General features: G+C 69.1%; 20 protein-coding genes. 10 read left to right on the plus strand and 10 right to left on the minus strand.

Annotation, left to right across the window (positions count from 1 at the left end; all coding sequences use genetic code 11):
- Positions 1-3: 3 nt before the first annotated feature.
- The 5 genes from gltX to OG574_RS17115 all read right to left on the minus strand — a co-directional run bounded on the left by gltX (position 4) and on the right by OG574_RS17115 (position 4,256).
- The gene (gene gltX, locus OG574_RS17095) at positions 4-1,479 is read right to left on the minus strand and encodes a glutamate--tRNA ligase (protein WP_326773945.1); all 1,476 of its coding nucleotides are present in this window, start codon (positions 1,477-1,479) and stop codon (positions 4-6) included.
- Positions 1,472-2,248 carry a fumarylacetoacetate hydrolase family protein gene (locus OG574_RS17100; RefSeq protein WP_100595023.1) on the minus strand — a complete coding sequence of 259 codons (777 nt, stop codon included), beginning with the start codon at positions 2,246-2,248 and terminating at the stop codon, positions 1,472-1,474. Before OG574_RS17100 ends, gltX begins: the two co-directional genes overlap by 8 nt.
- Before the next feature lie 169 nt (positions 2,249-2,417).
- Positions 2,418-3,323: a hypothetical protein gene (locus OG574_RS17105; protein ID WP_326773946.1), complete on the minus strand. Its 906-nt coding sequence runs from the start codon at positions 3,321-3,323 to the stop codon at positions 2,418-2,420.
- A gap of 113 nt (positions 3,324-3,436) precedes the next feature.
- Positions 3,437-3,874, minus strand: coding sequence for a peptidase inhibitor family I36 protein (locus OG574_RS17110; protein ID WP_326773947.1), 438 nt, complete (start codon positions 3,872-3,874; stop codon positions 3,437-3,439).
- Positions 3,875-4,058: 184 nt separating this feature from the next.
- On the minus strand, positions 4,059-4,256 hold the full coding sequence (locus OG574_RS17115) for a hypothetical protein (protein ID WP_326773948.1): 198 nt from the start codon (positions 4,254-4,256) through the stop codon (positions 4,059-4,061).
- A gap of 578 nt (positions 4,257-4,834) precedes the next feature.
- Here OG574_RS17115 and OG574_RS17120 point away from each other — a divergent pair.
- From OG574_RS17120 to OG574_RS17155, 8 genes are all read left to right on the plus strand, one after another.
- Positions 4,835-8,644, plus strand: a complete 3,810-nt coding sequence (locus OG574_RS17120; RefSeq protein WP_326773949.1) for a nitrate- and nitrite sensing domain-containing protein — start codon at positions 4,835-4,837, stop codon at positions 8,642-8,644.
- Between the two features lie 9 nt (positions 8,645-8,653).
- The gene (locus OG574_RS17125; protein WP_067164664.1) at positions 8,654-9,067 is read left to right on the plus strand and encodes a roadblock/LC7 domain-containing protein; all 414 of its coding nucleotides are present in this window, start codon (positions 8,654-8,656) and stop codon (positions 9,065-9,067) included.
- A gap of 109 nt (positions 9,068-9,176) precedes the next feature.
- A complete protein-coding gene (locus OG574_RS17130) occupies positions 9,177-9,587 on the plus strand; it encodes a DUF742 domain-containing protein (protein WP_100595020.1) in 411 nt (136 codons plus the stop codon).
- Entirely contained in the window at positions 9,568-10,149 is a 582-nt protein-coding gene (locus OG574_RS17135; protein WP_100595019.1) for a GTP-binding protein, read from the plus strand. The genes OG574_RS17130 and OG574_RS17135 overlap by 20 nt, the downstream gene beginning before the upstream one ends.
- A gap of 367 nt (positions 10,150-10,516) precedes the next feature.
- Complete coding sequence (locus tag OG574_RS17140) at positions 10,517-13,753, plus strand: sensor histidine kinase (protein ID WP_326773950.1); 3,237 nt, start codon at positions 10,517-10,519, stop codon at positions 13,751-13,753.
- 10 nt (positions 13,754-13,763) lie between these two features.
- Positions 13,764-14,177 (plus strand): roadblock/LC7 domain-containing protein, encoded by a 414-nt coding sequence (locus OG574_RS17145; RefSeq protein WP_100595178.1) that lies wholly within the window; start codon positions 13,764-13,766, stop codon positions 14,175-14,177.
- Between the two features lie 93 nt (positions 14,178-14,270).
- Positions 14,271-14,861, plus strand: coding sequence for a DUF742 domain-containing protein (locus OG574_RS17150; RefSeq protein WP_100595017.1), 591 nt, complete (start codon positions 14,271-14,273; stop codon positions 14,859-14,861).
- Positions 14,842-15,423: a GTP-binding protein gene (locus OG574_RS17155; RefSeq protein WP_054239772.1), complete on the plus strand. Its 582-nt coding sequence runs from the start codon at positions 14,842-14,844 to the stop codon at positions 15,421-15,423. The genes OG574_RS17150 and OG574_RS17155 overlap by 20 nt, the downstream gene beginning before the upstream one ends.
- Before the next feature lie 109 nt (positions 15,424-15,532).
- Here the strand turns inward: OG574_RS17155 and OG574_RS17160 are convergent, their stop codons facing one another.
- The 5 genes from OG574_RS17160 to OG574_RS17180 all read right to left on the minus strand — a co-directional run bounded on the left by OG574_RS17160 (position 15,533) and on the right by OG574_RS17180 (position 24,417).
- Positions 15,533-15,727 carry an acyl-CoA carboxylase epsilon subunit gene (locus OG574_RS17160; RefSeq protein ID WP_326773951.1) on the minus strand — a complete coding sequence of 65 codons (195 nt, stop codon included), beginning with the start codon at positions 15,725-15,727 and terminating at the stop codon, positions 15,533-15,535.
- Positions 15,728-15,749: 22 nt separating this feature from the next.
- On the minus strand, positions 15,750-17,351 hold the full coding sequence (locus OG574_RS17165) for an acyl-CoA carboxylase subunit beta (protein WP_100595015.1): 1,602 nt from the start codon (positions 17,349-17,351) through the stop codon (positions 15,750-15,752).
- A 154-nt stretch (positions 17,352-17,505) separates the two neighbouring features.
- Positions 17,506-19,857 (minus strand): polysaccharide lyase 8 family protein, encoded by a 2,352-nt coding sequence (locus OG574_RS17170; RefSeq protein ID WP_326773952.1) that lies wholly within the window; start codon positions 19,855-19,857, stop codon positions 17,506-17,508.
- A gap of 93 nt (positions 19,858-19,950) precedes the next feature.
- On the minus strand, positions 19,951-23,790 hold the full coding sequence (locus OG574_RS17175) for an endo-alpha-N-acetylgalactosaminidase family protein (RefSeq protein WP_326773953.1): 3,840 nt from the start codon (positions 23,788-23,790) through the stop codon (positions 19,951-19,953).
- A 117-nt stretch (positions 23,791-23,907) separates the two neighbouring features.
- Positions 23,908-24,417, minus strand: a complete 510-nt coding sequence (locus OG574_RS17180) for a hypothetical protein (RefSeq protein WP_100595012.1) — start codon at positions 24,415-24,417, stop codon at positions 23,908-23,910.
- Between the two features lie 244 nt (positions 24,418-24,661).
- Between OG574_RS17180 and OG574_RS17185 the strand changes: the two genes are divergently transcribed.
- Both OG574_RS17185 and OG574_RS17190 read left to right on the plus strand, forming a co-directional pair.
- Positions 24,662-25,270, plus strand: coding sequence for a YceI family protein (locus OG574_RS17185; RefSeq protein ID WP_100595011.1), 609 nt, complete (start codon positions 24,662-24,664; stop codon positions 25,268-25,270).
- Positions 25,271-25,453: 183 nt separating this feature from the next.
- The gene (locus OG574_RS17190) at positions 25,454-25,654 is read left to right on the plus strand and encodes a hypothetical protein (protein WP_326773954.1); all 201 of its coding nucleotides are present in this window, start codon (positions 25,454-25,456) and stop codon (positions 25,652-25,654) included.
- Positions 25,655-25,715 lie beyond the last annotated feature (61 nt).

Raw genomic sequence — 25,715 nt, forward strand, 5'->3', positions numbered from 1 at the left:
AGCTTAGGCCGTGAGCTTGGCCAGGGCTGCGTCGATGCGGGTCAGGGTCTTGTCCTTGCCCAGGATCTCCAGGGACTCGAAGAGGGGCAGGCCGACCGTGCGGCCGGTGACGGCGACGCGGACCGGGGCCTGCGCCTTGCCGAGCTTGAGGCCGTGCTCCTCGCCGGCGGCCAGGACGGCCTCCTTGAGGGCGTCGGCCGACGTCCAGTCGGCGGCCTCGAGCTTCGCGCGGGCCGTGGTCAGGAGGCCGGCCGGGTCGCCCTTCATGGCCTTGGTCCAGGACGCCTCGTCCTCCACCGGCTCCTTGAGGAACAGGAAGTCGACGTTGGCCGTGATGTCGGACAGGACCGTCACGCGGGTCTGCGCGTGGGGGGCGATGGCCTCCCAGGCCGCCTGGTCGAAGTCCTCGGGCGCCCAGTTGGCGAACGGGGCGCGCAGCCACGGCTCGCAGGCCGCCGCGAACGCCTTCACGTCCAGCATGCGGATGTGGTCGCCGTTGATCGACTCGGCCTTCTTGAGGTCGAAGCGGGCCGGGTTCGAGTTGACGTCCGCGAGGTCGAACTTCGCGACCATGTCCTCGATGGAGAAGACGTCCTGGTCGGCCGAGAAGGACCAGCCGAGCAGGGACAGGTAGTTGAGCAGTCCCTCGGGCAGGAAGCCGCGCTCGCGGTAGAGGTTGAGCGAGGCCTGCGGGTCGCGCTTCGAGAGCTTCTTGTTGCCCTCGCCCATGACGTACGGGAGGTGGCCGAAGGCGGGGGTGAGCTTCGCGATACCGAGCTCGGTGAGCGCCTTGTAGAGGGCGATCTGGCGGGGCGTGGAGGAGAGCAGGTCCTCGCCGCGCAGGACGTGGGTGATCTCCATCAGGGCGTCGTCGACCGGGTTGACCAGCGTGTACAGCGGGGCGCCGTTCGCGCGGACGATGCCGAAGTCCGGGACGTTCTCCGGCTGGTAGGTGATCTCGCCGCGGACCAGGTCCTCGAACGTGATCGCCTCGTCGGGCATGCGGAAGCGGACGATGGGCCGGCGGTCCTCGGCCTCGTACGCGGCGATCTGCTCGGCGCTCAGGTCGCGGCAGTGGCCGTCGTAACCGGAGGGCTTGCCGGCGGCGCGGGCGGCGTCGCGGCGGGCGTCGAGCTCCTCGGTGGAGCAGTAGCAGCGGTAGGCGTGGCCGGCGGCCAGGAGTTTCTCGGCGACGTCCTGGTAGATGTCCATGCGCTGCGACTGGCGGTACGGCGCGTGGGGGCCGCCGACCTCGGGGCCCTCGTCCCAGTCGAAGCCCAGCCAGCGCATCGAGTCGAGGAGCTGCTCGTACGACTCCTCGGAGTCGCGGGCCGCGTCGGTGTCCTCGATGCGGAAGACCAGGACGCCCTGGTTGTGCCGGGCGTAGGCCCAGTTGAACAGGGCCGTGCGCACCAGGCCCACATGGGGGTTGCCGGTGGGAGAGGGACAGAAACGTACGCGGACGTTCGCGTTAGCCACGCTTGATCACCTTGTTGGTGAGAGTGCCGATGCCTTCGATGGTGACGGCGACCTCGTCGCCGACGTTGAGCGGGCCGACCCCTTCCGGGGTGCCCGTGAGGATCACGTCGCCGGGGAGCAGCGTCATGGCCTCGGAGATGTTGACGATCAGGTCCTCGATCGAGTGGATCATCTGGGACGTGCGGCCGAGCTGGCGCTGCTGTCCGTTGACCGTGCACTGGATCGTCAGGTCGCTGGGGTCGAGGTCCGTCTCCACCCAGGGGCCGAGCGGGCAGGAGGTGTCGAAGCCCTTGGCCCTGGCCCACTGCTTCTCGCGCTTCTGGACGTCACGCGCGGTGACGTCGTTCGCGCAGGTGTAGCCGAGGATGACGTCCTTGACGCGCTCGCGCGGGACCTCGCGGCACATGCGGCCGATGACGACGGCGAGCTCGGCCTCGTAGTGCAGTTCCTGCGAGAAGGAGGGGTACGCGATCTGGTCGCCGGGGCCGATCACCGAGGTGGACGGCTTGAAGAACGCGAAGGGGGCGTCCGGGACCTCGTTGCCCAGTTCCTTCGCGTGTTCCGCGTAGTTGCGGCCGAAGGCGACGACCTTGTTCGGGAGCACCGGCGGCAGAAGCCTGACCTTGCTCAGCGGGACCTTCGTGCCGGAGAGTTCGAAGTCCGCGAACGGGATGCCCTTGATGATGTCGAGGACAAGCTCGTCGGGCTTGTCGCCCTCGACCGCGCCGAAGGCGACATTGCCGTCGATGGAGAATCTGGCGATGCGCACGGGTGCCTTGCGCCCCTCTACTTCCGCTGGCTGGAGTCTGACGCCCCAGGCTAACGGCTCCTGCGGTCGAAGAGCCGCGATACCCCACCCTCCGCAGGAGGCCGCGGCCCGGACGCCGAGTCGCACGGGTGAGCCCCTGCGCCTCGGACCAGCCGAAGCCACCGGTGGCTCATGAGCCGGCAGTTATCCCCCTGGCGGCCTTTACCTTTTCCTCGTGCAGCCTGCCCAGCTTCTGCAGTTTCTTGAATTCCTCTTTTATCAACCCCTTCTGAATGCCCGACTCCACACCGAACCAAGACTCGAGGAGGTTGGTCTGCTGCTTGCACGCTACGTCGGCCTCGGCGGTCCTTTTCTCGACGCCCGTCACTTGTCCACTACTGAAAGACGGAGATCCCATGGCCTTTATGGGCGATGCATAGCTGAATCCCCTCTTCTTCATGCAGCCAGACCATTCCCGGAATGCAACCTTCACCCGCGCGGACTGCAGCGATTCCTGATAGCTCTGACTTGCTATCCGGCTGGCCGCATCGACTCCAGCCGGGTAGTCGTACTTCTCGCTCAGCTCATGAACAGATTTAGCCAGGCAGCCTTCTTCGGGTACTGTCTCGCCTCGATATTCGAGTTTACCTGTCTGCTTTTTCACGCCCCTCCCCCCGTAAAGGACAAGGCGTTCGTCCGCGGTCAGATGTGGATTGCTCTCCATTGACGACTGAGGCGGAAGCCGGTATCCGTAACGCATCGCTTCGCCCATGTCTGACAGTCCATACCGACGATCGGAAGAAATAGGGGTGGAATCTTCAGCGGGCCGATAGGAGAGACCGAAGGCACTCATGCATTTCTTGGTGAGAACTTGCTCTGCCGCCTCGATCTCAGCGTATTCAGAATCGCTGTAGCTGTACGCCGCAATGGGTAGCCTGTACGTATAAGAGGCCTTCTTTTTTTGCGCCGACGCACTTACTCCCGGCTCCGGACTGCGGTCGCCGCTATGACTCGAGGTGCCTTTCGCGTCTCGATCGGTTGAGCAGCCAAGCGGCAGCAACAGCGCAAGGACCGGGACCACCAGACGGCGTCTCATGTAGAAACCTTCTCCTCGTTGAGTACGGACAGGGCCGGGCCGTGAACCGGAAAGAGCCTCACGCCGACGACTGCGCGGCGTGAGGCTCTTAGGCCCGCATCACTAAAGGCCCATCAGCTGAACTTGTAGCAGTTGACCCCGCTCTTCCCGAAACCCAGGGAAGCGTTCTCGTTGTACGTGTAGTGGAGACGGTCGGTCGCGGCGAACTTCGCGAACGTGTCGCAAGCCCCACCATAGCCGCTGCTGTAGAAAACAGTGGCTATCTGGTCGCTCGCATTATAGAACGAGGCAGCGTTGTTCTTGACTGCCACTCCCTTACCCGCACCAGAAGTCAGGAAGGTGTACCCGGAGAGGTTGGACACGCTGCTACCTCTGAAGGCAGTGAATGACCCCTCCCGGCCACTGTTGTAGTAAAACACCCCACAGTTCGACTCCGAGTCCAGGCAGGACTGCCCTGCGTCGGCCTGCGCCTGGGGCGCCATCCCCAATACCGCAACCGCAACGGCGGGCACTGAAACCGCCAACGACACAATCTTCTGCGAAATGCGCATAAAAGACCCCTTCACCCTAGCGACCGTGCTTGCCAATTGGCGAAGATGATCATACTGGTACGGAGAGTTCACCACAAGAGCTTTCCATGCCGCGCACTTTTCAAAAGCAGACCATCCCCATTCAAGCCATTCAGACTCAAACTGAACACTCGAGGCATTGAACGGCGAGGTCACATCATGCGTATTACTCCGCGGCGAAGGCCGCGACCGGGGCTTCCATCAGGATGGCGCGGCGCGGGTTGGCCGTCTGCGCGGGGAGCTCGACGGAGTACTCCGGGAGTTCCGGTGCCGTCTGCAGCTCGTCGGCGTCGTTGAGGTGCATCAGCGTCGTACGCCGCGGGTTGGCGATGTTGCGGAACATCGCGGACTTCACAGTCTTCATGTGTCGCTCGTGACCTTGTCGGTGCGGGCGCCCCCAGGGCGCCGGTTGTCGGATTCGCCATCCCTGTAAAGCGTCAGGCTAAACATCTGATTCCCGTCGAAAGCGAGGGAGAGGCGATGTTCCTCATGTGAGTTTGCTCACCAGAGGGTGGACGAAAGCCTCAATTCGGACCCGAAGTGCGCCGTATCGAAACGGGCATTCCGCCACTGAAGCAACCATTCCGCTCCCGATCATGGCGACTGGGACACCCCCGGGGTGTAGGTGGAACGTCAGTAAAAGTCCGTTATCGACGAGATCACTTTCTACATCTCGTGACACACCCCTCACGCGGCGTCACAGTGTCCCCGCACTGGCGCTCGGCCCTTGTTGGAGATCCTGCACTGTGCTGGAATTCGCGGGACCGCCGCGAGATCGAGCCGGCGCGCACGGGGCGCAACGCAGCGCCGAGTCGCGGCGGGAAGGGGGAGCAGCGCCGGTCACCGACGACCGAAGGGGGCGTGTCCGCTCGCCCCCGAACTACGCCGACACCGTCCCGTCCGCGCACGCGGGGGACGCCTGGTCCAGAGGTTGCGACGCTAGTGCAGGGACGTAAGAACAGGGATGGCAGCGCTGCGGCGGAGCCGGAGCCGCGCGGCGGGACTGGCCCGATGACAGGCAGTTCCTCACCCCAGCACGCCCAGAACCCGGGCCGGACCGCCTCCGTCGAGGGCAGTACTGCCTCCTCGGCCGCGCCCAAGGCCGCCGCGAAGCCGAAGAGCCCGAGCGGCCCCGGCTCGCGAATAGCGCTGCGCAACTGGCGTATCTCCACCCGCCTGGTGTCGCTGCTCGCCCTCCCCGTGGTCGCCGCGACCTCCCTCGGCGCGCTGCGTATCGGCGAGTCGATGAGCGACATCCAGCAGCTCGACAACATGAAGCTGCTGACCGACATGACCAAGCAGGCCACCGAGCTCGCGTCCGCGCTCCAGGAGGAGCGCGACCAGTCGGCGGGCCCGCTGGCCAACGGCGGCAAGGCGACCGAGGACTACACCGTCAAGGGAGCGCGCGAGAAGACCGACCGCGCGCGCAAGGCCTTCATGGAAGGCACGTACGAGATCACCGACGGGGCCAGCAACAGCGGTCTCGACGGTGTGCAGGACCACGTCACGCAGATCGCCGGCCAGCTCAACAACCTCAAGGGCATCCGGCAGGACGCGTTCAAGGACCGCAGCACCTCGTCCCAGACGATCGACGCATACAGCCGCCTCGTCGAGCAGCTCCTGTCGCTGTCCACCGACATGGCGCAGGCGACCAGCAACCCCGAGATGATCAAGCGCACGCGCGCCCTGGCGTCGTTCTCCTCCGCCAAGGAGTACGCGTCCGTGCAGCGCGCCGTCATCGCGGCCGCCCTGCCCCCGAACGACCGTGACTTCGGCAAGCTCTCCGAGACCGACCGCCGCTACGGCGAGTCCGCGCTGGAGAACCAGGAGTCCGACCTCAAGGGCTTCAGCTCCGTCTACGGAAACGTCGCCGCCACCGAGCTGATGAAGCCCATCGACTCGGGCAACGCGACGATCAAGGCCGCCGACCAGTACGCCCGCCGCGCCCTCGACAGGGAGGGCGGCATCAAGAACCAGGACAAGCGGTCCTACAAGGACTGGGTCGACGCGGACAGCCAGCGTCTGCAGGAAATGTCCAAGATCGAGCTGACGCTGCTCAACCAGATGGAGCAGCAGGCCCGCGAGCTGCGCAACGAGTCCGAGCGCACGGCCATCATCAACGGTGCGCTGATCCTACTCGTCCTCGGCGTCTCGCTCGTCGGTGCGTTCGTCGTGGCCCGCTCCATGATCCGCTCGCTGCGCCAGCTCCAGGACACCGCGACCAAGGTCGCCCAGGACCGCCTGCCCGAGCTGGTCAAGCAGCTGTCCGAGTCGGACCCGCAGGACGTCGACACCTCCGTCGAGTCCGTCGGTGTGCACTCGCGCGACGAGATCGGCCAGGTGGCCTCGGCCTTCGACGACGTGCACCGCGAGGCGGTCCGTCTGGCCGCCGAGCAGGCCCTCCTGCGAGGCAACGTCAACGCGATGTTCACCAATCTCTCGCGCCGTTCGCAGGGTCTGATCCAGCGCCAGCTCTCGCTCATCTCCGAGCTGGAGTCGCGCGAGGCCGACCCCGACCAGCTGTCCTCGCTGTTCAAGCTCGACCACCTCGCGACCCGCATGCGCCGTAACGGTGAGAACCTCCTCGTTCTCGCCGGTGAGGAGCCCGGCCGCCGCTGGACCCGCCCGGTCCCGCTGGTCGACGTCCTGCGCGCCGCCGCCTCCGAGGTGGAGCAGTACGAGCGCATCGAGCTGGCCTCGGTCCCCACGACCGAGGTCGCCGGACGCGTCGTCAACGACCTCGTGCACCTGCTCGCCGAGCTGCTCGAGAACGCGACCTCGTTCTCCTCGCCGCAGACCAAGGTCAAGGTCACCGGTCACGCGCTGCCCGACGGCCGTGTGCTCATCGAGATCCACGACACCGGTATCGGCCTCTCCCCCGAGGACCTCGCCGCGATCAACGAGCGGCTCGCGTCGCCGCCCACCGTGGACGTGTCGGTCTCGCGCCGCATGGGTCTGTTCGTGGTCGGCCGTCTGTCGCAGCGTCACGGCATCCGTATCCAGCTCCGCCCGTCCGACTCCGGTGGTACGACGGCGCTCGTCATGCTGCCCGTCGACGTCGCCCAGGGCGGCAAGAAGGCTCCCGGCAAGCCCGGTCCCGGCGCCGCCTCCGGTGGCCCCGCCGCCGCGCAGGCCGCCGCCGGTGTGGCCGCCGCACGGCGTGGGGTCGGCGCGGGTGCGGGTCCGCAGGGCGGTCCCGGCGGTGCGGGCCGGCTCGGTGCCGGTCCCGGCGCGGCGCGTCCGCAGGTCGCGGGCTCCGGTCCGCGCGCGGCGCTGCCCAGCCGTGACGGCAACGGGCCGCAGGCCGGTGGCCCGCAGGCGCCTCAGTCTCCGCAGTCCCAGCAGCCCCCCCAGCAGGGTCGTCCGGCTCCGGCCGGCGTGTTCGGCGCGCAGGGCCTGCAGAGCGGTCCCGGCCAGGGTCAGGGCGGCCCGGGCCAGAACGGTCCCGTGCCGCCCCAGCAGCGTACGAACCAGGCGCCCGAGCAGGGCCGCAGGCCGGTCCTGCCGCCGCGTGGCGGTCCCCGTGCCGAGCTGCCCGGGGGCAACCCCCAGCCGCGCGTGCCGAGTTGGGGCAACGACGACGCGCAGCCGCCGGTGCCGCGCGCCTCGCTCGACGCGCCGCGCGGGCACGAGGAGCCGGACTCCACGTCGCAGTTCCCGCGGGTGGACGACCGTCAGGGCCCCGGCTCGACGGCCGAGTTCCCCCGGCCCGACTTCGACGGACCCCGTCCCGGCGCGCCCGCCCCGCACGACCACGGTCAGGGTCAGGACACGGGGGCGTTCGTCCGTAACGACGTCTTCGGCGGCCACCAGGGCCAGTCGCAGAACCCGAACCACCTCCAGCCGCAGGGTCAGCCGCAGAACCCGAACCACCAGACCGGCCAGTTCGCGGCGCCCGGCTTCGGTGACGGTCAGCGCCCCGGCGCTCAGGACCCGTCCACCACCGGCCAGTTCGCGGCCCCCGGTCAGAACAACGGCGGGCGTCCGCGCCAGGACGGCCAGTTCCCCGGCGGCGACGGCTTCGGGCAGCCGCAGCAGGGACAGGGCCAGGGTCAGCCGCAGGGCCGCCCCGGCGGTCCCGCGCGTGACCTGCCGCAGCTCGGCTCCCGGGACGCGGCGGACTTCTCGATGCCGCGCCCGCCCGTCCAGGGCGGTCAGGACCAGGGCTTCCCGGCGCAGCCGCAGGCCCCCGGCCGGCAGGACGACCTGCCGCCCGCCGGACCCGGCGACGGCCGCACGCCGCTCTTCGACACCCTTGAGACCAACTGGTTCCACGGCCAGCAGGCCCCGCAGCAGCAGGACCGGCCGCAGGCGCCCGCGCCTCAGCAGAACAACGGCCGGCCGGGCGGCCTGCCGCAGCGCTCGCCGCAGCAGCAGCCCCAGCCGCCCGCCGCCTCCCCCGCGCCCGCCCGCCCGGCGGCCGCCGCACCCGCGGCGCCCCAGCAGGCTCAGGCGCCCGCCAACTGGCGCCAGTCGCCCAACGACGAGCTCGGCCGCCAGGCCGAGCGGGTCCGCCAGCCCTCGGCCGGCGGAGTCACCGTCTCCGGGCTTCCGCGTCGCGTCCCGCGTGCGAACCTCGTCGCGGGTACGGCTCAGCAGCAACAGCACCAAACCGGTCCGCAGGTCTCGCGTTCGCCTGATGACGTTCGCGGCCGGCTGACCAATCTCCGTCGGGGCATCCAGCAGGGTCGCCAGGCCGGTACGGGCCAGACCGGCAGCTTCCCCAGCCCCACTCACCAGCAGGAGCGTTAGTTGACCCAGATGAGCCAGGCGGCACAGAACCTGAACTGGTTGATCACCAACTTCGTGGACAACACGCCGGGGGTCTCCCACACCGTCGTCGTGTCCGCGGACGGCCTGCTGCTCGCCATGTCGGAGGGGTTCCCGCGTGACCGTGCCGACCAGCTGGCGGCCGTCGCTTCGGGCCTCACCTCGCTGACCGCGGGCGCGTCCCGGATCTTCGAGGGCGGCACGGTGGCCCAGACCGTGGTGGAGATGGAGCGTGGCTTCCTCTTCCTCATGTCGGTCTCGGACGGCTCGTCGCTCGCGGTGCTCGCGCACCCCGAGTGCGACATCGGCCTCGTCGGCTACGAGATGGCGCTGCTCGTGGACCGTGCGGGTTCCGTGCTCACCCCCGATCTGCGCGCCGAACTGCAGGGCAGCCTGCTGCACTAGTCACGCCCTCCCCCACACGCACGTACGACCGCACCGTCAGGCCGTCACCGTCCCCCACCGGCCCCGTCAGACGGCACGCAGACCACCTGCTGTCCCGCCCGGAGGATCCATGACCCCGCCCACCGCCTCTCACGACCCGTACGGCGTATCTCCGCACGCCTCGTACGGTCCTGAGGGCGACCAGCCGCTGGTGCGTCCTTATGCGATGACCGGTGGCCGGACACGGCCGCGCTACCAGCTCGCCATCGAGGCGCTCGTCAGCACGACCGCCGACCCGGCCCAGCTGATAGGGCTGCTCCCCGAGCACCAGCGCATCTGCCACCTGTGCCGCGAGGTCAAGTCGGTGGCGGAGGTGTCGGCCCTGCTGTCGATGCCTCTCGGTGTGGCCCGGATCCTCGTCGCGGACCTGGCGGAAGCGGGAATGGTGGCCATCCACCAGCCCGGCGGCGACGAGAACGCCGGCGGCCAGCCCGACGTGACACTGCTCGAAAGGGTGCTCAGTGGACTTCGCAAGCTCTAACGGCGGAGGCGGCCGTTCCACCACGTCCGCGAAGATCGTGGTGGCAGGTGGCTTCGGCGTCGGCAAGACCACGTTCGTGGGCGCCGTCTCGGAGATCAACCCTCTGCGCACCGAGGCCGTCATGACGTCCGCGTCCGCGGGCATCGACGACCTCACCCACACCGGGGACAAGACCACCACCACGGTGGCAATGGACTTCGGCCGCATCACGCTCGACCAGGACCTGATCCTGTACCTCTTCGGTACACCCGGTCAGGACCGCTTCTGGTTCATGTGGGACGACCTCGTCCGCGGCGCGATCGGCGCGATCGTCCTCGTCGACACCCGCCGCCTCGCCGACTGCTTCCCGGCCGTCGACTACTTCGAGAACTCCGGGCTGCCCTTCGTCGTCGCCCTCAACGGCTTCGAGGGTCACCAGCCCTACACGCCCGACGAGGTGCGCGAGGCGCTGCAGATCGGACCGGACACCCCGATCATCACCACGGACGCCCGACACCGTGCGGATGCAAAGAGTGGCCTGATCACGCTGGTCGAGCACGCGCTGATGGCCCGCCTGAAGTAGTTCTGCCGCCGAAAATCCGGCCACCAAGTAGCTAGATCCATACGGCAGTTGTCGTAGTGCGCCCGGAGGCCGCTGTGTCCTTTGACACGGTCGGCCTCCGTGTTCATAACGTTTCGACAGAGAATTCAGGTGCCGCCGACACAGGTCGCGCACACCCGGTTCCACTGCGCGCACAAGAGCCCCGCCTTTTGGCGGGGCTCGCTCTTTATGACCGTTTTATCTGGGGCATGGGTCACTCGGAGGTTCCGGTTCCCAGTGTTTGGAAGAGAACCGCCTGACGTGCTGGAATGCGCTGAACTGCCCAGTAGGTAAGGGCCTGGAGACAGCGGCACAGCGTAGGTGCCGACGCCGAGAGGTTGTTGGTCGAGTGAGGCGAAGCAAGAACAGTCCCGAGCCGTCGTCGGCGCGGGGCAACTTCACCCCGCCGCCGCGTGCAGCGGCGCCGGCCGCGCATGTGCCACGGGCCGAGGAGCCCCCGGCGCCGTCCGGCGGCCGGATGTCGCCGCGCAACTGGCGCGTGCCCACCAAGCTGAACGCGATCCTGCTCATACCCGTACTCGTGGGTCTGATCATGGGTGGCTTCCAGGTCAAGGGCTCGATCGACACCTGGAACGAGGCCGAGGACGCGGAGAACACCGCGCGTCTGGTGCAGGCGTCCCTGACGTACGCCAACAGCCTGATCGAGGAGCGCGACATCTCCGCGGCTCCTCTCCTGCTGGGCAAGAAGAACGACCCGGCGGTCGTCAAGGCCCGCGAGACGACGAACGAGGCCGCCGACGCCTTCGACGCCGCCGCGAAGAACATGCCGGCCAAGGAAGGCCTGGAGCGCCGCCTCACGCAGTTCCGGCAGGTCGAGCCCGGCCTGGAGAAGCTGCGGGCCGACGCGTACACGAGCAAGCTCCCCGCCGTGCAGACCGAAGAGCACTACGTCGGGATCCAGCACCCGCTGATGGAGTTCGCCAACGAGCTCGGCCTCGGCACCGGAAACATCACGAGCTACGGCCGCACGGTCTACGCGATCTCGCTCTCCAAGGCCGCGCTCTCGCTGGAGCGGTCCATCGGCATGCACCTGCTGGTCAAGCCGGGCCCGACCGCCGAGACCTTCGGCAAGCAGAAGATCGCGCTCTCCTCCTACGCGTACCTCGAGGGCATCGCCGTCGAGGAGTACAAGGGCGGCGGCACGCAGGCCGACGTCGACAAGCTCGACGCCGCCAAGAAGCAGCTGGCGATCGACGGCGAGAAGCAGGCCAAGCAGGCCGCCGCCGAAGCGAAGGCGAAGGGCCAGCCGTTCGTCGCGCCGCCGAGCGACCCCACTGAGATGGTGGCCTACATCTCGACGCTGCCCACCACGCAGCCGAGCGCCCGCCTCGCCATCGCGCAGAAGGGCGTCACCAAGGAGAGCTGGTGGGCGGTCAACACCGCCAAGTTCAACGCGTACCGCACCATCGAGTCCGACCTCGCCGACAAGGCGGTGAACGAGGCCGCCGGCATCGCCGACGACGCCAAGCAGTCCACGTTCGTCACCGGTGCGGTCGTCCTGGTCGCCCTGCTCGCCGCGTTCGCGCTGGCCGGGATGATGGCGCGCCAGATGAGCCGCTCGATGCGCCGACTGCGCACCGCCGCCTTCGACGTCGCCGAGCAGCGCCTGCCGATGCTCGTCGACCAGCTCTCGCGCACCGACCCGGGCCGTGTCGACACCCGTGTGCAGCCCATCCCGATCAACTCCACGGACGAGATCGGCGAGGTCGCCCGCGCCTTCGACCAGGTGCACCGCGAGGCCGTCCGCCTCGCCGCGGAGCAGGCCCTGCTCCGCGGCAACATCAACGCGATCTTCACCAACCTGTCGCGCCGCAACCAGTCCCTGATCGAGGGCCAGCTGACCCTCATCACGGACCTGGAGAACAACGAGGCCGAGCCGGACCAGCTGGAGAACCTCTTCCGCCTGGACCACCTCGCGACCCGTATGCGCCGCAACGGCGAGAACCTCCTGGTCCTCGCCGGCGAGGAGCCGGGCCGCCGCTGGGACCAGCCGGTCCCGCTGGTCGACGTCCTGCGCGCCGCCTCCTCCGAGGTGGAGCAGTACGAGCGCATCGAGCTGTCGGGTGTGCCGGAGGCCGAGATCCACGGCCGTTCGGTGACCGACCTCGTGCACCTGCTCGCCGAGCTCCTGGAGAACGCCACCACGTTCTCCTCGCCACAGACCAAGGTCCGCGTCACCGCGACCCGTCTCCCCGACGGCCGCGTCATGGTCGAGATCCACGACAAGGGCATCGGCCTCACCGCCGAGGACTTCGCGGACATCAACCACAAGCTGGCCAACCCGCCGACGGTGGACGCCGCGATCTCGCAGCGCATGGGCCTGTTCGTGGTCGGCCGCCTGTCCGACCGGCACGGCATCCGCGTCCAGCTGCGCCCCTCGGGCGAGCAGGCCGGCACGACGTCGCTCGTCATGCTGCCCGACGTCATCACCCACGGTGGCAGCGGCGAGCACCTCCCCGAGTCCGAGTTCACCGTCTCGTCGATGATCCCGTCGCAGTCGGCGTACGAGCCGACCCCGCTGCGCACCGCCGCGGAGCTCGGCTTCGACGACAGCCGCTACGGCGAGGTCCCCGACGACCTGCACGACCTGGACCCGGTCGGCCGCTCGCTGATGCGCGAGGAGCGCCGCGCGGCCCTGGAGGCCCAGGCGCACACCGGTGACGACCGCCCCCTGTTCCGCGACGAGATCACAGCGGCGCAAGGGCAGGACCCGTACGAGCAGCAGCAGACCACTTATGCTCCCGCGCAGCCCGCGTACGACGAGCAGCCGCAGCAGACGTACGAGGACCCCTCGTCCGTCTACGCGCAGGGCCAGCAGACGTACGACGAGCAGCCGCAGAACGGCTCCTACAACGACTCGTTCTTCGCGCCGCAGGACGGCTACGCGTCCCAGGACGCTTATACGGAACCCGTCCGGGAGACGTACTCGGCCTTCGGTGAATCGCCGCTGCGCGGCTCGCAGCAGGGCGGCTGGCAGGCGCAGGACGGCTATCAGGAGTCCTACCGGTCCGAGCACAACGCTCAAGCGGAATCTGCGCAGCGCGCTGACGCCGGTCAGCAGGAGCGCGTAGGCTTCGACCCGCACAGTCCCGCGGCGCCGGCCGGGCCCACCCCGTCCGCCGCGCGTTCGCTCACCGACTCCGGTCTTCCGATGCGCGGTTCGGGCGGGCAGCAGCGCCAGGCCCCGGCGGCGACGCCGGCGCCCGACCGTGGCGACAACACCACCCAGGACAACGGCAGCGGCGACGGCAGCGGCCCCGACGACTGGCGTTCGTCCAACGACGAGCGCTGGGTCCGTGCGGAGCAGCTCCGGAAGCCCAAGGCGGGCGGAGTCACCTCCTCCGGTCTGCCGCGCCGGGTGCCCAAGGCCAACCTGGTCGAGGGCACGGCGGAATCGACCCCGCAGGGCGGCCCCCAGGTCTCCCGCGCGCCTGAGGACGTCAGGGGCAGGCTGAGCAACCTGCGCCGTGGCGTGCAGCGGGGACGCGAAGCAGGAAGTGACACGAACGGCCAGGCCACGAATCAGCACAGTGGTCCTGACAGCACCTACAACCAGGAGCGTTAGTGTGAGCCCGATGAGCCAGGCGGCACAGAACCTGAACTGGTTGATCACCAACTTCGTGGACAACACCCCTGGGGTGTCCCACACGGTGGTGGTCTCCGCCGACGGACTCCTTCTGGCGATGTCCGAAGGGTTCCCCCGTGACCGTGCCGACCAGCTGGCGGCCGTCGCGTCGGGACTTACCTCGCTGACCGCGGGCGCGTCCCGCATCTTCGAGGGCGGCAGCGTGAACCAGACAGTTGTGGAGATGGAGCGAGGATTCCTCTTCCTTATGTCCATCTCCGACGGTTCTTCCCTCGCCGTCCTCGCACACCCGGAGGCGGACATTGGCCTCGTCGGGTACGAGATGGCACTTCTTGTCGACCGCGCGGGGACGGTTCTCACTCCCGACCTGCGGGCCGAGCTTCAGGGGAGCCTTCTCAACTGACAGACAGACGGTGCGATTTCGCGTTCCGTAGCCGTAAGGTTTCGGGACGCGGCTCCACGGTGATGGTGCCCGGCACAGTTGGAGGAGGAAAGCGTGGCTGGTTCTGCAACACCCCCGAGCGGTTCATCGGCGAACTGGTCCTACGGGCCTGGCCAGGGTCAGGGGCAGGGTGACGCGCCGAACCGGTACAACTTCCCCTCCGCGCCGAGCCACCGGCGACAGCCGTACGCGCCCCCGCACCCGCCGCAGCCGCGGCAGCCGGGGCCGTACGACCAGCCGTCGGCACCGCGCATCCAGCCCGTGCAGCCGCAGCGGCGCCCCGACAGCCCCGCACCGGCCGCCAACAATCCCCTGGTGCGTCCCTACGCCATGACGGGTGGCCGCACCAGGCCGCGCTACCAGCTCGCCATCGAGGCGCTGGTGCACACCACCGCGCAGCCGCACCAGTTGCAGGGCCAGTTGCCCGAGCACCAGCGGATCTGCACCCTCTGCCGAGAGATCAAGTCAGTGGCCGAAGTCTCGGCCCTGCTCAGCATCCCTCTCGGCGTGGCCAGGATTCTCGTCGCCGACTTGGCGGAGGCGGGCCTGGTCGCCATTCATCAGCCCGGCGGCGAAGAGAACGCCGGCGGCCAGCCAGACGTGACTTTGCTCGAAAGGGTGCTCAGTGGACTTCGCAAGCTCTAGCGGAGGGCCTTCCCGCTCCACCACGTCCGCGAAGATCGTGGTGGCGGGCGGCTTCGGCGTCGGCAAGACGACCTTCGTGGGCGCCGTCTCGGAGATCAACCCTCTGCGCACCGAGGCCGTCATGACGTCCGCGTCCGCGGGCATCGACGACCTCACCCACACCGGGGACAAGACCACCACCACGGTGGCAATGGACTTCGGCCGCATCACGCTCGACCAGGACCTGATCCTGTACCTCTTCGGTACACCCGGTCAGGACCGCTTCTGGTTCATGTGGGACGACCTCGTCCGCGGCGCGATCGGCGCGATCGTCCTCGTCGACACCCGCCGCCTCGCCGACTGCTTCCCGGCCGTCGACTACTTCGAGAACTCCGGGCTGCCCTTCGTCGTCGCCCTCAACGGCTTCGACGGTAGCCAGCCGTACCAGCCGGACGAGGTCCGTGAGGCGCTGCAGATCGGACCGGACACCCCGATCATCACGACCGACGCCCGGCACCGTGCGGACGCGAAGTCGGCGCTCATCACGCTCGTGGAGCACGCGCTGATGGCCCGCCTCCGGTAGCCTCCGGCGCCTCCAGGCATGGAAATGCCCCCGGGACCCTTTGGGTCACCGGGGGCTTTTCGCGCTGTGGGCCCGTCCTGAGAGGCGGACGGGCCGTATGCCCGTCGGCCTAGCCCTGCCAGCTGTGCGGGGCGCGGAAGCCGTGCTGGCGCTCCAGGCGGCGCCAGCCGGCCTTGTCGCGGCCGCGCAGGGCGGGGCTGTCGGTCGATGCGGCGGCGGCGCGGGCCAGCAGGATCGCGGTCAGGGCCGCGACCTCCTCGGGCTCGGCGTGGCCCTTCTCAACGCGGATGTCGTGTGCAGACATGTGCAGTGATCTCCTTGTGGGGTTACTGCGGGGGGTTGCCGTGCTTGCGCGAAGGCAGGTCGGCGTGCTTCGTGCGGAGCATCGCGAGGGAGCGGATGAGCACCTCGCGGGTCTCGGCGGGGTCGATGACGTCGTCGACCAGGCCCCGCTCGGCCGCGTAGTACGGGTGCATGAGCTCGGCCTTGTACTCCTTGACCATGCGGGTGCGCATGGCCTCGGGGTCCTCGGCCTCGGCGATCTGACGGCGGAAGATGACGTTGGCGGCGCCCTCGGCGCCCATCACGGCGATCTCGTTGGTGGGCCAGGCGTAGGTGAGGTCGGCACCGATCGACTGCGAGTCCATGACGATGTAGGCACCTCCGTACGCCTTGCGCAGGATGAGGGAGATCCGGGGCACGGTGGCGTTGCAGTACGCGTACAGGAGCTTGGCGCCGTGCCGGATGATCCCGCCGTGCTCCTGGTCGACACCGGGCAGGAACCCGGGAACGTCGAGCAGAGTCACGATCGGGATGTTGAAAGCGTCGCACATCTGGACGAAGCGGGCAGCTTTTTCACTGGCCTCGATGTCCAGGACGCCCGCGAGGGACGAGGGCTGGTTGGCGACGATGCCGACGACCTGGCCGTCCAGGCGGGCCAGCGCGCAGATGATGTTGCGGGCCCAGCGCTCGTGGATCTCGAGGTAGTCGCCGTCGTCGACGAGCTCCTCGATGACCTTGGCCATGTCGTACGGGCGGTTGCCGTCCGCCGGGACCAGGTCCAGCAGGACTTCCGAGCGGCGCTCGGCGGGGTCCTCGGAGGCCACGGTCGGCGGGTTCTCGCGGTTGTTGGAGGGGAGCATCGAGACGAGGTAGCGGACCTCGGCGATGCAGGTCTCCTCGTCGTCGTACGCGAAGTGGCACACGCCCGAGGTCTCGGCGTGCACGTCCGCACCGCCCAGGCCGTTCTGGGTGATCTCCTCGCCGGTGACCGCCTTGACGACGTCCGGTCCGGTGATGAACATCTGCGAGGTCTCACGGACCATGAACACGAAGTCGGTCAGGGCCGGACTGTAGGCCGCGCCGCCCGCGCACGGGCCGAGCATCACGCTGATCTGCGGGATGACCCCGGACGCCTTGGTGTTGCGCTGGAAGATGCCGCCGTAACCGGCGAGAGCGGAGACACCCTCCTGGATACGGGCACCCGCGCCGTCGTTGAGGGAGACCAGCGGGGCACCGGCCGCGATGGCCATGTCCATGATCTTGTGGATCTTGGTGGCGTGGGCCTCGCCCAGTGCGCCGCCGAAGATACGGAAGTCGTGCGCGTAGACGAAGACCGTGCGGCCCTCGACCGTGCCCCAGCCGGTGATGACACCATCGGTGTAGGGCTTCTTGGCCTCCAGGCCAAAACCCGTCGCCCGGTGCCGGCGCAGCTGCTCGACCTCGTTGAACGATCCCGCGTCGAGCAGCAGCTCGATCCGCTCACGCGCGGTCAGCTTGCCCTTCGCGTGCTGGGCCTCGGTCGCCTTGTCACTGGGCCCGCGCAACGCCTGCTCACGAATCGCGTGCAACTCGGCCACGCGTCCACGCGCGTCGGTGGGCTCATCCCCGGGGGAACCGGCTGAGGCGGTGTCGTCCAAAACGGTCATGTAGCGACCTTACGAAGGCGACCAAGCAAAACGGGCCGTCGACTCCGTACAGTCTCCGGCCCGTTTTCCTGGTACCCCCGAACAGAACGCCATCGCCATGCAGGCGAAGTGACTGCTCAGGGCCCTGCTGTCTTGTAGGGGTCACACAAATGGCTCAGCTGAGAGCCACCTCACACCGATGGCTCACACATGCCGCCCCCGGAGTGACACGCAGCCGCAGCCTACGGCCCGTGGCGACCACTTCGACCGAGGGGTCGTGGCTGACGACGCGGCGTACGGGCCGGTCCCAGGTGATGTCCACGGGCTCCCCTGTGCGCGGCGGTTCGCTGATGGTCAGCGTCGCGGTGCGCCCCTTCCTGCGCAAGAGAACGCTCGCGGGGGCCGACACCGTGAGCTCGCCCGCGCTTCCCGCCGCCCAGAAGTTCGCCGCGCTCACGCCGAGGGAGGGCACGGTGATCGCCTGGGCCGCTGCCGTGTTGGCGAGGACCGACAGCCAGTGGCGGTCGCCCGCGCGCCGCGCAAGGTCGCCCTTCGAGGCGCCCGGCATCAGCAGATAGGCGTACGCGGCATCGGTGGGGTCCGTGCCGTGGTCGAGCCAGAGCGTCTGCCAGCGGCGGGTGCGGCGCTCGGTGGAGCTGGTGGTGTTGATGTCGGACCAGGCACCCGTGCGGTCCTCGCGCAGATGCCGCAGCGGGACGCCGCCGGGGAAGACCCAGCCGCCGTGACCCTCCAGGTGGGCCCAGCGGGCGCGGGCGCCGCCGTCGACGGTGAAGGCCTGGGTGCCGCCCTCGCCGAGGTTGCGGTTGTCGACGACGGTCTCCACGGGGACACCGTCGGCCGCCGTGATCCCGGCGCCCAGGCACACCACGGTGTCGGCGAGGCAGAACCACGACTTGCGGGCCTGGAGCGTCGAGCCGAGGCCCTTGACGTGCTGTCCGACGGCGGCGAACTCGCCGTCAGTGGCGCCGCCGACCCACTTCACGTCGGGCCGGGTCGCGCCCCACTCGCCGCCTGCCTTGTCGGCGAGGCGCTTGGTGGAGACGGTCGTGCCGGGCAGCCGGTAGAAGTCGACGGTCGGCCAGAACCAGTCCGTGTACTGATCGGACCGGCCGCTGCGCTTCCCGGAGGCCCACCAGGCGAGCATGCCGGCGCCCGTGTGCCAGCCGCGCGGGTTCTCGCCGTTGCCGCACTCGTAGTACGCGATCCGGTCCGAGGACATGGAGATGTTCGCGGCGAAGGCGGGGCGCTTGTGCACCGCGCGGTCCATGGCGGCGAACAACTGGTGACCGACGGGCTCGGGCGCGGCCGCGACGGCGGAGTCCGCGACGGCGTGCAGCCGGGACAGGTCGGCGACCCCGAACTGCCTGGCGGTCAGCAGGGGCGTGACCGTGTCCCGCTCGATCCAGCCCTTGATCCGCCCGTGCCAGCGCTCGCGTTCGGCCGCGCTCGCTCCGGCGGCGAGCTGCGCCATGGCGGCGATCAGGCCCTGGCCGTGGAAGTGGTCACTGCGCATGACCTTGAGGTCGTCGCTGTTGAGGTAACCGCGGCTGATGGCACGGCCGTTGACGCTGTCCATCATCAGGCCGTCGAACAGGAGCGGGGCGTAGGCGTGCTCGACGCTGTCGAGGATGATCTGCCGGTTCGGGTCGGTGACGGCCCACGTGGACCCGGCGAGCAGCGTGAAGAGCCGGCCGAGCCCGTCGAGCATGACCTGTCCGTAGGTGCCCGAGTAGGCGATGTACGTGTGCTGGATGAACGATCCGTCGGCGTAGAGGCCGTCCCCCTTGGTGACGTAGGGGAAGACGGGCGAGAGGGCGTCGCGGGCCAGGGCCGTCTTGTCGGCGTTCCTGCCCAGGACGCCGCGCAGGGCGACCGAGCGGCACAGGTCGACGCGGTTGGCACCGGTGGAGGTGCCCGAGTAGTCGCGCAGGACCGCGTCGGGGATGAAGTGGTCGACGGCGGCGAAGGCGGCGTCGCGCCGGTCCTGCGTGAGGTGGTCGTAGAGGACGGCGACGATGTCCATCAGGAGGCGGGGACTGCCGATCTGCCACTCCCACCAGTTCCCGTATCGCGTGGTGGTCGCGTTGTAGACGGTCGCGGCGAGGTGGTCGAGGCCCTTGACGATGTCGGCGAGCAGGCCCGCGTCGCCGGTCGACCCCGTGCCTTCCTGGGCGTACGCCTGGGTCATCGTCCACAGGCGGTTGTAGCCCTGGGTGATGCCGGCGGGCGGGTCGAAGGGGTAGCCCGGCCAGAGGGAGGTGGCGGTCGGGGCCATCGTCGCTCTGAAGCCGCGGGCGAGTTCTCCGAGTTCCTTCAGGCGCGAGGCGTAGGGCTCGGCGGTGGCGTCGTAGCCCGTGCCGAGGGAGATCTCCAGCCATCGCTTGCGCAGGGTGTCGAACTCGTCGTCGGCGGCGTCGGAAGCGCCGGCGGCATGGGCGGGCGGGGCAAGTGCCGCCCCCGCCAGGAGAGTTGACGCGATGAGGAACGTGCGGCGCGTGGGTGTCATGGGGTTGCACCTAATCAGTCGTAGAAAGCGCTGTCTACGGTGTGCGCGGAAGGGGCCCCGCCGCTGGGAGCGGGGCCCCGGAGCGCGGTGGGATCAACTACCGCAGTGGAAGCGGGCGTCGCCCCAGTCGGCGTGGTCGTTGCCCGGGCCGTCGCCGCCGTCGCCCGTGATCAGGTCGACGTACTTGGCGCCGGTCACGTCGGCGGTCAGGGACCAGGCGTCGTCGGCGGCCTTGAGGACCGGCGACTGGACCTTCTGGGCGCCGTCGGCCTCGACGGAGAACTGCACGCTGCCGCGTGTCCCCTGCGAGTCGTCCTGGCCCACCTCGGCGGTGAACGAGGTGCAGCGGCCGCCCAGGTAGTAGCGGATCTTCCCCGGGGACGCGGTGCCGAGGCCCTTGGCGTAGACGGTGCCGTTGACGGTCAGCGGCTTGCCGTCGCCGGCGCCGGTCTCGCCGTTCTCCAGGTCCTTCTCGGCGGGGCCCCAGCCGTTCTCCATGGCCGTCCAGTCCAGGTCACTGGCGTACGTGTCCGCGGTGGGCGGCGGCGGGAGCGTGCGCACGGTGGCGCCCGCGGTCAGCGTCCGCGCGCTGTCCCCGACGGTGTACGTCGCCTTCGAACTCAGCTGGTACGGCTGGTACTTGGCGTCGACGGGCGGAGTGACCTGCCAGGTGGCCGTCGCCTTGGCACCGGGCGCGACCGGGTCGAGGGAGACCGGGCCCGCGGGCTCGGACTGCCAGCCCTCGGGCAGGTCGAGCGAGAGGGACGCGCCCTTGACCTCGCTCGCCTCGTAGTTGGTGAAGGTGGCCTCGACCTTGTTCTTCTGGCCGGGCTCCAGCGTCTCGTCCGATTTCAGGGCGAGGGTGCCGCAGGCCGCCTTCTCCTCGGCCGGACCGAGGTCGGTGACGGTGAAGTCGTCGAGCACGAAGTCGGCGCCGTCCGGGGCCCCTTCGAGCTTGCGCAGACCGGTCCAGGCGTCGCCGCAGCCCGCCGTGACGGTGCCCTCGTAGTGGCCCGTGGTCCGCTGCTGCCCGATCGGGGTGCTCGCGGTCTCGACCTGGTCGGGGGTGCCGTCGGCGGCGATCCGGTCGTAGCCGCTCACCCACTGGTAGGCGCCCGCGTGGCTGGACTGGTAGTCGAAGGCGACCTTGTAGGCGTGCCCGTCCGCCATCGGCACGTCGGCCGGGGAGGTGCGGTAGACGACGCCGGTGTTCTCCTCGTGGGACTTCAGGGACTCGCCGCCGCCGATGACGTCGTCGACGAGCTTCCCGTTCCAGCCGGCCTGGGTGTACGGGGCGTTCTTCTGCGCGATGTGCGTGCGCGGGTCCGTGACGCCGCCGGCATCACCCTTGTCGAAGGGGCCCCAGCCCTGGTCGACGTCCTCGAAGTCCTCGTGCACGACCGTGCCGGGCTTCGTCGACGGTGCGTTGCTCACCAGGCGTACGTCGTCGATACGGACCTTCGCGGACGAGCCCTTGGCGGCCTCGATCCGCAGCGTGGTGCGGCCGTTCGCGGGCGCCGTGAAGTTGACCTTCACTCGCTGCATGTAGGTGCCGCCCCAGTCGTTCGACGAGACGCCGTTCTGCAGCGTGGAGCGCTCGACGGCGACGGACTTGCCGCCCGCGGCGAGTGTCGTTCGGCGGGACTTGCCGGGTTCGACCTCGACCCAGGCGGAGGCGGTGTAGCGCTTGCCCGCGTCGAGGCCGCTCACGCGCTGCTCGATCGCGGCGGTGCCGGCGCCGCCCAGCGCGGCGCTGTTGCGCCCGTGGTCGTCGGTGTCGCGCCCGACCGTGCCGTCCTTGTCCCAGGCGGCGAGGCGGGCGTCGTTGAAACCGGGGTCCTTGACGTGCGTGCCCTCACCCCAGGCCGGATCGACCGCGTGCGGCGCCTTGTCCGCCGGGTAGAGCACGTACGGCTGCTTCGCGTCGGCCTTCAGCGTGACCTTGCCGCCGGAGGCCCGCACGGTGCCGGTCTTCACACGGCCGTTGTCGGTGAGCTTGTAGACCACGTACGACGCTCCGGGCACGGCCCAGCTCGTCGTGCCGCCGTCCTTGCTGTAGTGGTACAGCTTCTTGCCGCCGTCCCACGGGAGCAGGTAGGCCCTCCCGTCGAGGACCTTCCTGCCGTGGTCGTAGAAGGTGCGCCGGCCGTCCTCGACCGTGCCGCGCAGCCCGCCGGCGAAGGTGATGTCGTTGCCGTTCCAGCGGGTGATCTGCTGATGCTGGAGGAACTTGGCGGGCAGGTCGCGCTGCCAGACGTTGTCGTAGAAGGCGTTCCAGTCGTTCTCGCCGGTCCAGCCCTCGAACTCGTCGATGGCGCTCTGACCGAGGACCGGGTCGCTGTTCCAGACGTCCTTCTCGCCGTTGCGGATGAAGCGGATGATCTTCGAGTTGAGGCCCTTGTCGGTCTTGGGCCCGTAGTCGAGGTCGTTGGCCCAGTGCGACCACAGCGACTGGCGCTCGAACTTGTCGGCCCACTCGGAGGCCAGGTTCCAGCCCTGGGCGCGGACGGCCTCGGCGGTCTTCTCGGCGATCCAGCCGTGCGTGTAGTACACGTCGAGGTAGATCGTCGTGAGGTTCGGGTCGGTCTCCTCGCGCAGTTGCTTGAACCGGGCGGCGAGGTCTCCGCTGTTGATGTCGCGGCGCTGGTCGATGTAGTAGCTCTGGTCGAGCCAGTTCCAGCCCGGGGCCTTGGGGTCGACGAGGTCGCCGGTGAAGTGCTTGGCGACGGGGTACGCCTCGGTGGCGTTCACGTGCACGCCGAAGCTGGTGCCGAACTTCTTGCCGCCCTTGAGCAGCTTGTTGAGGTCGTCGAGGCCGCCGGCGCGCTTGTTGATGTTGCCGCCGTAGTCGGGGTGCGCGGAGTCGTGGCCCTCGGAGGCGTAGCCCTTGAGCAGGGCGAACTGGCCGAGGTTGTCGGTCGCGAGCGAGATCCGCTTGACGTCGTCGAGCGTGCGCAGGAAGGGGTGCGTGGCCTGGCTGGCGAAGTTGAAGGGGATGTGCGTGATGACCCGGTCGGGGGTGCCGTCGCTGCCCTTCGCCTTCACGCCGATCGAGTGGAAGGCGACCGCGCCGTCCTGCCAGTCGACCTTGCCGTCCCCGTTCGCGTCGGGCGTGACGACGACCTTGGCCCACGGCAGGTCCTTGTCCGGCGCCGGGGCCCCTTCGCCGCGGTAGGTCCACTGGCCCGACCAGACGCCGACGCGCGTGGAGCCGTCGGCCGACTTGCGCGCCTGGTGCCAGAAGCGGGCGTGGTCCCCGCCGGTGTTGCCGCTCGGCTTGTCGTACGTGGAGTTGGACTCGACGGCGGCGGCGAGGGAGCCGGTGTTGACGATGGCGTACGAGGCGCCGACGGGCGAGGCGTCGGCAGCGGTGTCCGCCGCGACCTTGCCGAAGACGTCGGCGGTCCGCGTCGAGTCGTTGTCCAGCGTCGTGAACGCGGTCTCGGCGCCACCGTCCGAACTGCCCACGGAGACGAGGTCGTGCCCGGGGATGTCGATCGTGCCGACCCGGAACGCCGCGGTGTCCCGCACCGCGGTCACCTTGAAGGTCGTCGCGCGCCCGCTGACGCTCAGCGAGGCGTCGATCTCGACGCCGGCGAGGTCCGGGAAGGTCAGCGTGTACGAGGCCTTGGACCCGGTGAGGACCGGGGCGCCCTGCACGGCGACCGCGTACGCCTTGCCGTTCAGGGTGACCTTGTCCACCGGGCTCGTGCTGCCGAGGAGCTCGGCCCCGGAGGCGCGGTCGGTGTACGTCAGGACGCGCGGGAAGTCGTCTGCGACGGCGACGGACAGCTGCGCGGATCCGATGACCGCCTGCGCCACGGCGGGCGCGGGGTCGGCGGCGGCCGGCAGTACGGGGCCCGTGAGGGCGAACACGGCGGACGATGCGGCGGCGACGGCGACTGCGCAGGCGGCGCGAGATCTTCGTGACATAGGGGACTGGGTATCGGCGCGGGCGCGGCCGGTCAACGGACTCGGCACTTCCGGGCGGCGGCAGTCCAACAACCACCGCCCGGAAGTCCAAGTCAGCGCCTGAGGGCGCCGGTTGGATCAGCAGCCGCCGCAGTTGTAGTAGAGGACGTCCCAGTGGTTGCCCTCGTCGGCGTAGATGTTGCCGGAGCCCGACTGGTACTGCGGGGCTCCGTCGCCGCGCAGGCCGATGTACGTGAACGTGTTCTTGATGTAGTTCGTGACGCAGGTGTTCTTGCCGTAGTCGAGCTTGTAGCCGTTCCAGTGCGAGTAGGTGCCGCTCGCGTGGCCGGTCTCGGTGCCGCCGGTGATGTTCAGGGCGCAGCCGGTGGCGCGCTTGAGGGTCTGGGCGCCCTGGGCGGTGGCGAGGTTGAGCTGGTCGAAGGACGTACAGGTGGAGTTGTTCCGGTTGGAGCAGCCGCCGGAGGACGACCAGGTGATGCCGACCTGGCTGAACATCGAGGTCGCGGTGGCGTGGCTGATCTTGGTGGCGGCCTGGGCGTCGGTGGCGGAGCTGAACACACCGAAGCCGGGGGCGAAGAGGGCGCCGAGTACGAGCGCGAGGGCGCTCACGACCGAGCGGATTCTCATGGGGAGGAGGTCCTTCCTGCTGGTGACCGTGCTGGCTGTGAGACGGCTGTGCAGGTGGAGCAAGGAGATAGTGCCCGAGTTCTACGCGCGTCCGCCAGAGCGCGTCGAGTGATGACACGGTGTAATCGAGAAGACACGAGTCGATTGATGTTGAAAGTTGAACAGAACGGCGCTACAGTCAGTCTCGTTGAACATTAAACATTCAACGCACTCCCCCGCCACGCCCCGTCCCCAAGGAGCAGTCATGGGTCTCTTCGGCCGCAAGAACGACGACGCCACCCCCGCAGCCACCGGCACCGCCGGCCCCGACCTCGCCGCGCTGACCGGCGACTACGCCATCGACCCGGCGCACACCACGATCGGTTTCGTGGCCCGTCACGCCATGGTCACCAACGTCAAGGGCTCTTTCACCCAGTCGTCGGGCACCCTGCACCTGGACGGCGCGGACCCGGCGAAGTCGACCGCGTCGATCGACGTCACGATGAGCAGCATCGACACCGGCTCCGCCGACCGTGACACCCACCTGAAGAGCTCCGACTTCTTCAAGACGGACGAGTTCCCGACGATGACGTTCCGCTCCACCTCCGCCGAGTCCCTGGGCGGCGACGACTACCGGATGACGGGCGACCTGACGATCCTCGGCACCACCAAGCCGATCACGATCGACCTCGAGTTCAACGGCTCGGCGACGGACCCGTTCGGCAACGAGCGCGTCGGCTTCGAGGGCAAGGGCCAGATCCTGCGCTCCGAGTGGGGCCTGACCTGGAACGCGGCCCTGGAGACCGGTGGTGTCCTCGTCTCGGACAAGATCAAGCTGACCTTCGACATCTCGGCGATCAAGAACGCCGCCTGACGCTGCCGCCGCGAGCCGGACCCCTCACGGCTCCCCGCACCACGAGCACGCCCGTCCTTCCCGTCCCCCGCGGACGAAGGGCGGGCTCTCGTCGTACAGGGGCCCGACCGGGGCTCGACATGGCCCGAAGCGAAGGAAGTCCGCCCCGCCTGCGGCACCCGGCACGACGGGGGGCGGGATTCCGTGACTTCCTGTTTCTTCGCGCTGCGCCAGGACGTCGCGGACCTCAACACCTTTGCACACGCGTCCTGTTACACCGATCCGACCGGCGAGGCCACGCATCCCTTCCGGCTTCTCGACGGGCACGCGACCCGTGTCCCGTGGTCGTGCCACGGCGCCCCGGAGGAGATCTTCACGCGCCGGCAGACGAAGCTCCTGGGCTGACCGGGCCTACGCGAATGTGATGCGGGCCACAAAGCTCCTCTGTGATGTCACATTCCGGCCC

This window comes from Streptomyces sp. NBC_01445, from assembly GCF_035918235.1.
Taxonomy (GTDB): Bacteria; Actinomycetota; Actinomycetes; order Streptomycetales; family Streptomycetaceae; genus Streptomyces.